General features: G+C 56.7%; 10 protein-coding genes and 1 pseudogene. 4 read left to right on the forward strand and 7 right to left on the reverse strand.

Going from position 1 to position 12,032, the window contains the following annotated elements; all coding sequences use genetic code 11:
* Entirely contained in the window at nt 1–1,056 is a 1,056-nt protein-coding gene (locus MU521_RS20220; protein ID WP_092695357.1) for an RNA-guided endonuclease InsQ/TnpB family protein, read from the forward strand.
* 10 nt (nt 1,057–1,066) lie between these two features.
* Here the strand turns inward: MU521_RS20220 and MU521_RS20225 are convergent, their stop codons facing one another.
* On the reverse strand, nt 1,067–1,408 hold the full coding sequence (locus tag MU521_RS20225; protein ID WP_092695359.1) for an Hsp20/alpha crystallin family protein: 342 nt from the start codon (nt 1,406–1,408) through the stop codon (nt 1,067–1,069).
* A 674-nt stretch (nt 1,409–2,082) separates the two neighbouring features.
* On the opposite strand from MU521_RS20225, the gene surE reads away from it, so the two are divergent.
* Entirely contained in the window at nt 2,083–2,922 is an 840-nt protein-coding gene (surE, locus tag MU521_RS20230; protein WP_092695361.1) for a 5'/3'-nucleotidase SurE, read from the forward strand.
* Between the two features lie 163 nt (nt 2,923–3,085).
* On the opposite strand, the gene MU521_RS20235 is transcribed toward surE, so the two are convergent.
* Entirely contained in the window at nt 3,086–3,412 is a 327-nt protein-coding gene (locus MU521_RS20235; RefSeq protein ID WP_245681238.1) for a hypothetical protein, read from the reverse strand.
* A gap of 543 nt (nt 3,413–3,955) precedes the next feature.
* Nucleotides 3,956–5,230 carry an orc1/cdc6 family replication initiation protein gene (locus MU521_RS20240; RefSeq protein ID WP_092695379.1) on the reverse strand — a complete coding sequence of 425 codons (1,275 nt, stop codon included), beginning with the start codon at nt 5,228–5,230 and terminating at the stop codon, nt 3,956–3,958.
* Nucleotides 5,231–6,406: 1,176 nt separating this feature from the next.
* On the opposite strand from MU521_RS20240, the gene MU521_RS20245 reads away from it, so the two are divergent.
* Both MU521_RS20245 and MU521_RS20250 read left to right on the forward strand, forming a co-directional pair.
* Entirely contained in the window at nt 6,407–8,089 is a 1,683-nt protein-coding gene (locus MU521_RS20245) for an ATP-dependent DNA ligase (protein ID WP_092695363.1), read from the forward strand.
* 66 nt (nt 8,090–8,155) lie between these two features.
* Nucleotides 8,156–9,151 carry an MBL fold metallo-hydrolase RNA specificity domain-containing protein gene (locus MU521_RS20250; protein ID WP_092695365.1) on the forward strand — a complete coding sequence of 332 codons (996 nt, stop codon included), beginning with the start codon at nt 8,156–8,158 and terminating at the stop codon, nt 9,149–9,151.
* 489 nt (nt 9,152–9,640) lie between these two features.
* Here MU521_RS20250 and MU521_RS20255 read toward each other — a convergent pair whose 3' ends face one another.
* From MU521_RS20255 to MU521_RS20270, 4 genes and pseudogenes are all read right to left on the reverse strand, one after another.
* The gene (locus tag MU521_RS20255) at nt 9,641–10,237 is read right to left on the reverse strand and encodes a DUF8129 domain-containing protein (RefSeq protein WP_139171197.1); all 597 of its coding nucleotides are present in this window, start codon (nt 10,235–10,237) and stop codon (nt 9,641–9,643) included.
* 180 nt (nt 10,238–10,417) lie between these two features.
* The gene (locus tag MU521_RS20260) at nt 10,418–10,846 is read right to left on the reverse strand and encodes a DUF7970 domain-containing protein (protein ID WP_092695369.1); all 429 of its coding nucleotides are present in this window, start codon (nt 10,844–10,846) and stop codon (nt 10,418–10,420) included.
* Nucleotides 10,843–11,682 (reverse strand): ParA family protein, encoded by an 840-nt coding sequence (locus tag MU521_RS20265; protein WP_092695371.1) that lies wholly within the window; start codon nt 11,680–11,682, stop codon nt 10,843–10,845. The genes MU521_RS20260 and MU521_RS20265 overlap by 4 nt, the downstream gene beginning before the upstream one ends.
* Before the next feature lie 255 nt (nt 11,683–11,937).
* Nucleotides 11,938–12,032: pseudogene (locus MU521_RS20270) on the reverse strand (IS5/IS1182 family transposase); the annotation flags it as partial.

The raw sequence follows: 12,032 nt of genomic DNA on the forward strand, positions 1-12,032 counted from the left end.
CTGCATTCGCAGTCCAGTCAGAAAGTTCTCGAAGAGCTTTCTGAAGCGTTCAGTTCGTGGTTCGTCTCCGACGACGACCGGGACAATCCACCGGGCTACCGCAAACGCAATTACTACGACAGCGATGGCAACAGAGTCCACGAAGAACATCCGCGCTCGACCGTGACGTGGAAACAGAAAGGCATCCGCCACGACACGAAACACGACAAACTCCGTCTGAGCAAAGGCAAGAACCACAAAGACGGACACGATTTCATCCTCTGCGAATACCAGGCCCCACCAGAGATCGAATTAGAGAAAATTCAACAGGTTCGGGCTGTCTACAATACTGGGAAAGCGCGGTGGGTGTTGCACGTTGTCTGCGAGGAAGAAATCGCCGCAGAGTCACCCGGCGAAAACACAGCTGGCGTCGATCTGGGCATCTGTAACCCTGCCGCCGTCGCGTTCCCTGACGACGCTCTGCTGTATCCGGGGAACACGTTGCGTGAAGACAAGCACTACTTCCAGCAGGAAGAATACCAGACGGAAGGCGACCACGGCCCCAGTCAGACGGCACAGTGGGCGCGTGAAAAGCTTGCCCGGCGGAAAGACCACTTCCTCCACGCCCTGTCGAAAGACATCGTTGAACGGTGTGTCGATCACGATGTAGGTACGCTTGTCATAGGCGACCCGAGTGGTGTTGATGAAGACGACTGGGGGAGGCACGGCAACAAACGCCTGGATAATTGGGCGTACAAGCGGTTGATGAACCTCATCGACCACAAAGCTCGTGAGCGCGGTATCAAGGTAGAGATGCCGGATGAACGCGGGACATCATCCGCGTGTAGTGTATGCGGGCACGAGGATAACGACAATCGTGTTGAGCGTGGATTGTGGAAGTGTGACCGGTGCGGCGTGGTCGGGCATGGCGACGTGAACGGAGCCGACAACATCAGGCAAAAAACCCTAAGCGTGACTCCCCCACTCGGGGATAGCGATAACGGCTGTTTGGCCCAGCCACGCGTCATCCACTTCAGCCGGACTCGCGGATTCCAACCGCGTGCACCCGCCGAGTGACGCGCAAACCCTAATACCCCAACGCTCGGGGTTCCCCCGCGTTCACGCGGGGGAGGAGGTCAATGAAGCTCATCTCTGCGGACTGATCGTCGACATACGCTGGCAAGTCGACGCGCTTGACGACCGGGTGCGGGTCGCGTGCGACACGGATCACTAGGTTCCGCCCGTCGCATTTGATATCAATCTCTTCCTGGCTCGCATCGGGGATATCTGCGACGACACGGAGTTCATCGTCGTACTTGTGAACATCGACCGGCTCCGTCTCTTCGTCAGCCATCCCGGACATCATGTCGTTGATCTCGCCAAAGAGATCGCCGAACGGATCATCGTCGTCGTCCGGATTCTGTCTCATCACTATGCAGAGGCCCGTCACGCGGATAAGACTTCGGTGCAGGACGAATTTGACCGATGCGTAGACTGGATTTTGCAGGAATTTTCCTTGATCACATCTGACTGAGACCTGACCATTGATATACACCGCTATCTTTGTTCTCTAACTTTCCAGCCCCCCGAATTCGCCTGGGGACCCATGGGACCCCACAGCTCGGTGTACGCAATCAACAGTCGTACACGACGATGTCGGTGTTCTGTTACTGAGAAGTGGTTAACTCTATTGTATAGCTATAAAGTATAGCTATAGTATTCACATCATCCGCAGTATGAGCTACTACTGGAATTCGAACCCTATGTTCGAGTGATCAAGTCTGAACGAGGCGGTTCCAGACTGCTACGGGATATCTCCCAAAATTCGATTGGTTCAAGGGAGGTTGAGGAACGTCAGGCGTCGCTCTCAGAACATTATTCGACTGAGTAACACTGTCAGACGACCGGGAAGGGTGATTGTGATGAGGGCCCCGAGATTGGCTTTGAGTCCACGGAGTCGTTTTTCGAGTCTGTGTGCGGGGCTCGCCAGGTCCGTCTTCGGCAACCGATCCGTGACGGTGGAGCGTGTGACACTTGACTCCTGACCCCAGATCACAAGTTCGCTTCGACGAGTAAAAAGCCGCGCAAACCACAGTAAAAGTGATGAACATCCTCCTCACGAACGACGACGGGATCGACGCGCCGGGCCTGCGAGCGCTGGCGGCGGCCCTCGAAGCGATCGGCGATGTGACCGTCGTGGCCCCCGCCCAGAACCAGAGCGCCGTCGGTCGGGGGCTCTCCTATGGCCGGATGGGGCCGGACGGATCCAACGGCGGTGCAGTCGGCCTCGGTGACGGTTCGGACGATCCATTCACCGTGACGATTCCCCACGAATCACACGAACTCGGGTACGCGATCCATGGGACACCCTGTGACTGCGTAATCCTCGGCGTCGACACGTTCGAGCCCGACGTAGTCGTCGCTGGATGCAATGCAGGAGCGAATCTCGGGATGCACGTCTTGCCTCGGTCTGGAACCGCCAGCGCCGCCACCGAGGCGGCATCGCTCGGCGTCCCCGGCATCGCTGTCTCGATGGACGTCCTCGGACTGGATCGGTCAGCGCTCGAACCGGCCGATTTCGAACGAGCGTCCGTGATCGGACGCAACGTCGTCGACAGGGCACTCAGTGCGGATGTGTTCGACGCCGTCGACTACTTCAATGTCAACGTCCCGCGACCGGACCGGTCTGTCGAGGGGGTCGCGATCACACACCCGACAGCACAGTACGATATGCACGCCGACCTCGCGGACGGTCGCTTCAGCATCCACAACCCGCTGTGGGCCGAGATGGCACAGGGAGACATCCCGGACGAGGACGGTAGTGACCGACGGGCGGTGCTGGATCAGCGGGTGAGTATCTCACCGCTGACTCTGCCACAGAGCGGGATCGACGATGGTATCGTCGACAGGCTTGACGACTGTTTCGACGACGTTGCAAATTGAACCGCCTCGGGGTCAAGCCCCGAGGCAATCGGCCTGCTCAGCCTGTAGAGGGCGATCTTCATCGATCGAGTTTCTGGTCGGTTTGCGGTCATGCGAGTTCGGCCATCCACTTGAGAAAATCGTGGCATTGCTACCGCCGAGTCACGAATGGTCCGGCGTGTGGCTACTCTTTCGGGTTCACCGGCCCGATGTACTCGTTTTTCCAGGAATCGCCCTCGCGCCACTGCCAGTAGTAGTAGCGATACTCGGTATCGGCCGTTTGCTTGGTCGTCTTGACCGTAATGTAGGCGCCGCTGCTTGGCACGTCTTCGTAGTCGCTCGGGTCCGTCGAGAGACCGCGCTCTTCCAGCTGTTCCCGCTCTTCCTCGTCGATCTCGTCGTCCGCCCGCCGTGTTTCCAACTCGGACTGGCGTTGGTGACGCTTCCACGCCGCGAGGTCGCTCGCGTACGTTGCTACCGCTTCCAGCCGGTCCGGCGATTGGTTCTCCAATGGGTCCAAGAGATAGCTCGGTAGGTTCGGCGGTGACGGTTTGGGCTGTGGGTTGTCCGCTATAGTTACCCCACACTCCGCTGATTGTTCAATTTGTGGGGTAACGGTTCGAACCATCGGTGCCACGAGTTTCTGAATTCATCGAGCGGTGTCGATCCCAGTGGGTCCATACCCCCGAACACATCGATAGAGGTGTGTCTCGTCTCGTGGTTTTGCCGTCCGTCTGTCGATACTTGCGAGGTCAGTTCATCGTCGAAAGAGGTCTATTGACAAAGAAGTCACGCGTGGCTCTGATTGTCGAAGTCAAAAATACTCGACTTTGAGCCGTTATTTCTCGATATTACACATCGATAGAGGGGTGTGAAGTCCTTCGTCGGCCGTAGTCATTCTATTGAGTCGTCGTTCGACGGATTGTTTCATTCGAATGAATTGTGGGAAATGACAGCACCCACGGTGGACACATCGATAGAGGGGTGTCTCTCGAGGAATCGGGGCCGCTGAAGATAGCGGTTGGATCTGGGTAGCGGATTGAAAACCGTGAACTCAGGATTGGTTCCGGAGTTGTGCTTTAACCACCGTCTGGACTTCTTCTGGAGAGACCATGTCGATGCGGGAGTCCTCCCGAAGCGTATCGAGAATGGTATCAGGGCGTTCGGCAAACTGGAATTCGAGGAACATCCCCGAACTGGGGCCATGGCTGCGGCGCTCGAAGTCAACCAGTGAGTAGGTCGTCAACTCTTTCATCTTGTTGACGTAGGTCTCCTGGTGGTACTGGTCAGTCCCGATCGCGTCTGTGAGAAATTGGTAGACTTGATAGCCGGTCGTACTGCGCGCGGTGCCGTTTTCGGTCTCGTTCGCGACAGTCGCGGTCGCGTACAGACAAAGCTTCTTCTGTGTGCTGATCCCGCGGATGACCTCGAGGACGCGGTTTTTCTCGACTTTTTCTTGTGCGTTCCGGACGTGTTCCTCACGGACTTCGGAATCGCCTTCGCGCTCGGCGAGTTCGCCAGCTACCCGCATGAGATCGATCGCCTTCCGTGCATCACCGTGGGTCTGTGCCGCAAACGCCGCAGCAAGCGGGATGACGTCGTCACTGAGGACATCGTCGTAGAACGCGTCTTGGCGGCGCCGGAGGATCGCCTTGAGCTGGTTCGCGTCGTAGTCGTCGAAGTGGACGTCTTCCGGAGTGAACGAACTCAGTGCCCGGCTCCCCACCGCCTCCATCATCTTCGTGTCGTTCGAAATCGCGACGACCGAGATGTGCGCGGAGAGGTCGTCGATAGCTCCAGACCGTGAGAGTTGATAGAGCAGCCGTGAGAACGCCGGGTCCTGTTTGTCCCGGCGACCCACGAGCATGTCCAGCTCGTCAAGCACGAAGACCACGGAGTCGAAATTCTCGCTGACGATACGGTACAGTTCGTCCCACTTCTCTTTCGTCGCGACTCCGTGTTTGGGTACCTCGACGGAGACACCAGCTTCATCGGCGGCTCGCTCGGCCAGTTCGTAGACGGCGATGCCGAGGGTATCGAGGTCCTGGCAGTTCACTTCGACGGTCCCGAACCTGATATCGCGTTGCTCACAGATGTTGCTGATGTTCTTACAGACCGCCTTCGTGATCAGGGATTTGCCCGTCCCCGACGGGCCGTAGAGAAAGAGATTCGGCGGTCGGTTGTCACCGAGCGCGACGCGCAACATCTTCGTAACTTCCTGGAGTTGGGTGTCCCGACCGACGATTCGATCCTCCTCGACGACGTAGTTCGGATCGAGCAAGGACCGGTCCCGGATCAGCCCTTCCTGTTCGTCGAACTCCAACAGCATTTCTTCGATTGACTCCGACTCGTTGTCGCTGGGGACTTGATCCGAATCCGATTCGGTTGGATTCGCCGATTCCCCATTGATCGGTGGGGTCGATTGATCAGCCTCGTGGTCCCCATCCTCAATATCCGATGACCGATCGGACCGAACAGATGGTGACTGCTCTCCGGACTCCGAATCATCATCGATGGTCTCGGAGCCGTCAGTATCCATGTCAGCACACATTCAGGCAATGATGAAAAGTGTTGCCCACCTCTATCGAAGTGTGATTGCCCGATAGTGGAACTAGTACTCTCGAATTGAGCAGGTCTCTTCTCTTGATGCAAAACATCTCCTGAGGGGCCGACGAAGTGATCCACGGTGATCAGGGAAGGACTCTGGACTCCCACACCCCTCTATCGATGTGTTTGAGGGATCAAGAGGGTGGGGGGTGAGAGTGCAGTCGATAATCGGGATTGGACTCAAAGAACCGTCATTTAGAGACTGCTAAGTTATGGTTCTCGGCAATACAAGAATTCCGCAATAGAGTACTCCAGCGGATGAAGCGGTTATTCCTGCTGCTTTCTCCCATATCTTTCTATCTTCTTCTAGCTAGCTAGGAACTAGACACACACACCCCTTTATCGAAGTGTTCGATGTGTTCGACTCATAGTGATGATCAGCTGTAAGAGCGAGATCTATGAATGGCGAGTCCACGCTTCTTTCGTCGGTGTAGGATCTCTCGGTTGACTACCTCTTCCTGGCCTTCTCGTCGGTTCTTCTTTCGTAGTATCCATCGCGCGACCATTCAGCCCCACGCCCATTCCTTGTGGAACACATCGATAGAGGGGTGTCGGTGTATCCAACTTCTTCTCTAATCGACGATCCACGATCGATACAATCCAGGAAGTCCTTGAGTTTCTCTCCAATTACCTCTCTCGAGCACTGCCGAGGCGCAGAAAGAATACACATCGATAGAGGTGTGTCTGGTTTGGCGGTCGAACTGAACTCCCTCAAACCAACCGGATTCGTGCGTTACCCCACATGTTCAGATATAGTCTGATCTGTGGGGTAACTTTCAAAGACCCACAGCCTCGGAACCCGCCCTGAATGCATTCCTTCGAGTGTAATCCTTTTCGACGTTGCGAGCTAGTGAATCGAGACTGGAAATTAACCACTTAGAATCCATAGTAGGCTCTGATGGAATACGCCGAGTTCGCGACGGTCTGTGACCGGTTAGCAGCCACCGACGCGGATCTTGAGCAGGTCCAAATCCTAGCAGACTGGCTGACCGAAACGGATTCGGACACGTTAACGCTGGTCGTTGGGATGGTTCGTGGGAAGGTATTCGAACCGTGGGAGACGGCCGAACTCGGTGTCTCATCGAGCTTGACGGTGGAGGCCATCGACACAGCAACGGGAGTCGGGACTGATCAAATCGAAACGGTCTGGAGCGAGACTGGTGACCTCGGGGATGCCGCCGCCTGGGCAGTCGAACACGAGACACAGCAATCGTTGTTCAGTGAGCCGCTGACACTACAACGAGTCTACGAGACACTTCGAGATCTTGCCGACTTCACCGGCGAGGGGAGCCAGGACCGCAGGGTCAGTGAAGTCGCGGGGCTGATCGCCGACGCCAAGCCGGACGAAGCCAGATACGTGGTGCGCACGGCGCTGGGACATATGCGACTTGGCGTCGGTGACGGCACGATGCGCGACGCCGTCGCGTCGGCATTCCTCGACGGGAGCGAGGCAGCCAGCGATGCGGTCGAACGCGCCCATCAGGTGACGAATGATTATGGCCTCGTCGCGACGACCGCTCGGGACGATGGTCGCGACGGCCTCGCCGATCTCGATGTCGAGTTGTTCAGGCCGGTTCAGATGATGCTCGCGAAGAAGGCCGAGGGACTCACCGACGGTATCGATGATGTCGCCGAGGAGGCCGACGACGCACACATGGAGTACAAGTACGACGGGGCTCGCGTCCAGATTCACGTCGACGGCGACGAGATTCGCGTGTACACCCGCCGACTCGAAGACATCACGATGCAGTTCCCGGACGTGGTCGAGGCAGTCGCCGAGCACGTCACGGCGGATCGGTGTCTCCTCGATGGCGAACTCGTCGGGTACGACCCGGAGACGGGTAATCCGATTCCATTCCAGGAGTTCTCGCGGCGCATCAAACGCAAATACGACATCGCGGAGATGGTCGAACAGATACCGGTTACACTCTACCTGTTCGACATCCTCAGTCACGAGGATGACTCGCTGTTCGAGATATCGCTCCGAGATCGGCTCGCTCGACTCGACAGCGCGTTCGAGCCCAGTGAGGGTGTAATCGAACGCGCTGCCCACCGAGAATTCGACACGGAGGGGACAGCGAACGATTTCTATCAGGAGGCGCTCACGGCCGGACACGAGGGAGTGATGCTGAAGAACCTCGCAGCGACGTACCAACCAGGCGAGCGGGTGGGCTACATGATGAAGGTGAAACCCGTAATGGAGCCACTCGATCTCGTCGTGACCCGGGCCCAGTGGAGCGAGGGGCGTCGGAGCGACTATCTCGGTCGGCTGTTCCTCGGCTGCCGGGATACTGATGGCGAGTTCATCGAAATCGGTCGTCTCTCGACCGGGTACACCGACGAGGAACTGGCCGCACTCACCGACGAACTGACGGACCTGACCGTCTCAGAAGACGGTCGGATGGTCGACCTCCGACCCGAGGTCGTCCTGGAAGTCGAGTACGAAGAGATACAGCAGTCCCCCGAGTACGGCTCCGGGTACGCTCTCCGATTCCCGCGATTTCTCGACGTGCGCGATGATCTTTCGCCGACAGATGTTGACTCGATCGAGCGCGTCGAGAGCCTGTATGAGGACCAGTAACTCTTTTCGCACTAACTTCTCAGGAAGGGCAGAATGGTTTTGCTGTCGCCACCCTAAGAGCTTGCAGTGACGACCGTTCGGCACACAGACGGTATCGAGGTTGAGCTGCCCGACGGCCGGGTCGTCCACGCCGATGCGTCACGGCCAGATGGCGACATCGCGGTCTGCAGCCACGCCCACGGCGACCACCTCTACTCGGAAGCCCCAGATTCGATGGTCTGTTCGGAATTAACGGCGGCACTCGCGGGCGTTCGTCGTGACGACGCAGCCACTCCGAGCACCCATCCTGATATCGAGTTACTCGATGCGGGACACGTGCCCGGGTCCCGAGCGACGCTGATCACTTCCAAGGACACCGAACACGACGAGACCGTCCGCATACTATACACCGGTGACGTGTCAACGCGAGATCGTTTTTACCTCGACGGTTTCCAACCGGTCGACGCTGACATTCTCGTGGTCGAGGCGACCTACGGCACGCCGGAGTACGTCTTTCCGCCACAGGCCGAACTCGAAGCCGAAATCGTCGACTGGTTCGAGGATACAGCCGACCAGCCGGTGATCTGTATGGGGTATACGTTGGGGCGAGCCCAGGAAATACAGCGCCTTGCACAGCGGGCCGGAAGATCGCGACTGTTGGTCACTGATGCCATCGCGGAGATCAATTCTGTCGTCGAAGCTCATCTCGACGTTGATTTCGGGGCACAGCCGTACAACGCAGCAACTGATCTGTCGGCCGGCGATGTCCTCGTTTTGCCTGGGCAGACAAACTCCCTCTCGTTTGTCGACCAGTTGCGGGAATCGAGCAACGCGATCAAGGCTGGGTTCTCGGGCTGGGCGATCGATAGCAGCTTCAAATTCAGGGGTGATTACGACGAAACGTTCGTCCTCTCCGATCACTGCGACCACGAAGAACTGCTCAACCTCGTTCGCGGTGTCGATCCCGAACAGGTCTACGTCCAGCACGGCGCCGTCGACGAGTTCGCGTCGTACCTCACCCGGGAAACTCCATATCGAGCCCAATCACTCCAGCAAAATCAGTCCACACTTGACGATTTTTGACTAGTCTGGGTCGCTGCACAATTAGCGAGCTTTTGATTTCCAATTCGAATCTGTCATCCGAACAAGTGCTCTGCCGGAACATATTGGAACTAGGAAGAACAACTACCAATATTGTGAGTAGCTACACCCCCCCGGAGGAAGACAAAACTGAGGGGAGTGAAACGACTGAAAATAGGAATATTAACACTGACCGGACGCTTGAGACGGTGGATGGGCTCAGTCGGCGGGACAAAGGAATCGCGATCATTGCCATGGCACTCGCAGCTGGCGTTATCGCTGCACTCGCGTTTGGACATCTTGTGCCTGACTCTGAATTTGCCGAAGTAGTCGCTCGGTGGCTCCGATCCATTGGAATCGATTTAATTCTCTCGCAACGATTGTGACGTAGCGATATTTGGGAAGCCAAATCGAATCTATGAGACACCTTCTTTGAGACCCTATCGACCGCGTTTACGCAGCGAAGATCAAATACTCCGGTAAATCTCGCTCTCACGAGTCGTATGATAGTGGATCCTGGAGGCCATTCCTAACATCCCGGTGGATTGCGAGCGTATATCCCGCGTTAGTCAAATGCGTAATCGATTGTTGTGCGTACGATTGGCTGACTGCCCAGTAGCTTCCCGTCCACTCTCGCTTACTCGTTTCCATCTCCTTGATATCCTCTTTCGTCTCGTAGGGACTGTCGAGTTCGATTTTCCCGCCTGAAATATCAACATAGATGATATCAGCATCTTCTGTCGCGTTTTCCGAATCGACCTCTTTGATCTCTTCGGCCGTAGCTAGTAGATACAGCGCCATCTCTTCTTTCGGTGGCCTCGGATCTGTTTGTAACTCAGCAAGGTGGTTCTCATATGTCTCAAACAAATCCTCGACCGCGTCTTGATCGTCAGTTACTGTCTCCGCACGCCGTCGAAGCATCGTCAACACACCGGGCCGACCTCTAGCATTAACCTCAGCGGCGAGGACCGCCTCGATCTCGTCGAGCGAATCCAAGAGCAAAACTCTCGCTCGGATGAGATCTGGATCGGGCGTGTCCAGATATTTCACTGGATTGGGGGCAGAATCCCCAGATTCTGTCGGTGTCATTGGACTGGTAGAACTTGTCTGTGGTTCCGTTCCGATTACTCTGGAAGTATGACTTGGCGTATTGTTAATATTTGGACCGGTGTGTCAGAAAAATCCCGATTTCTTTGAGGATATATGGATGTCTGTAGCCCAATAGACTGTTTCAATATTCCCTACATCCGAACCGCTTGAACCACCTTCTCAGTCCCAGCCATACCCCCACTCCTCGAGCTTTGCTTCGAGGAGATCGGGGTGTTCCTGAGCCACCTCGACGGCGGCTTCCATCACGTCCGTCCGATAGACGTTCTCGCCGAACCGATCCTCGAGTTCGCCGACCAGTTCCGGAATCCCGTCTTCGATTTCGTCCCGGAGGAAGATCGGCCGCTGTTGTCTGCCGTCTTTGACCGAATCTCGGGCGTAGATGTAGGGGAGACGGCTTGCCTCTGAACCGTTATCGTCGTCGGTGCCAGGGGCACTCGACTCCTCCGCTGCGCCTCCGGTTGTGGCATCTTGTGACGATTCCGTCTCCGGGTCGTTTGTCGCAGATTCTCTTGACTCGGTGTCCGTGTCAGTGCCCGTTTCCGAGACGGTGTCTTCCGCGAACGGGTCGTCGGTTGAGCCTTGCTTCATGCTGGGACCTCCGTCTGGAGTCGGATGTGTTCGGCGAGGTCGTCGATCTTCTCCAGCGTTTCAACCTCGTGGTCTCGCTTGCGGTCACGATGCTCCTCGACGTAGCGGTAGGCTGTACATTGCTCTGCCCAGCAGCCTTCCAGCATCGACGAGCGCTCGCGCAGCGTCACCGGGATGTCCCAGCCATCCTCCTGGAGTGTTTCCAGGAACCGATCCTGGTCGTTCATCCCCTTGTACCGGTTGGGAACGACTGCCAAGACGCCGACTTTGATATCGAGATTATCTTCAAGCCCGCCGACGAGCTGATCGAGTCCCTGCACTGACTCGTATCCCTTCCCCGAGGGCTCGAAGGGAATTACCACGTGTCTGGTAGCGTGTATCGCGTTATGCAGTTTAATATCGGCCGTCGCCGGCGGATCGACGATCAGCGTGTCGTATGTCTCGTGAACGCCCGCTTCTCTGAGTACTCGCAACAGCTGCTTGTTGGGGTTAAACGTCTCGCCGAAGTCCGCGGCCTCCTCCTCCCGACGACGTAGGTGCTTCGAGGCGTACTCGAGGATGTTGTGTGCCGGAACGATATCGATCCCCTCGCTCGTTCGGATCAGGTCCTCGACCGGTCCGCGCGGCCGATCAATCATATGTCGAAGCAGACTATCCGCTTCCGAGTCGTTCCGCTCGTCCGCGACGTCCAGGAGGTGTGAGAGAGATGCCTCCTGGGTGTCGAGATCGATGACGAGTACGTCACGGCCGGCACGCACCTCCGCTTTCGCCAAGTTTGCGGCGAGTGTTGTTTTCCCCACACCGCCTGCCTCGCTGTATACCGTGTACGCCAACATACGCGATATGTGGCGGCGGTTAACTATAAAGGTAAGTCAGACGGTATAGCTATACAGTATAGCTAGACTAGCCCGATAGTTCCATTTCACCTGATTGATGTTGGCAGCGACTCCAAAATAGATTCTCCAGTGAGATCCTCACGCTTGCCGATCTATTCGGTTCTGTCGGATCCCATACCTAGCTGGACCAGCAATCTGCACTATCGATACGGACCAGCTGGAAGGCTGTGTTGAATCGCCATACTGCGATGGAATTCACTGTTTCACAGCCCGCTTGATGTTATAGACGACACACATCAGAGCGATTTCTCGGAACTCACGGAACCACGAACGCGCTCGCACGGCGAAGC

This window comes from Halorientalis regularis (assembly GCF_023698535.1).
Lineage (GTDB): Archaea > Halobacteriota > Halobacteria > Halobacteriales > Haloarculaceae > Halorientalis > Halorientalis regularis.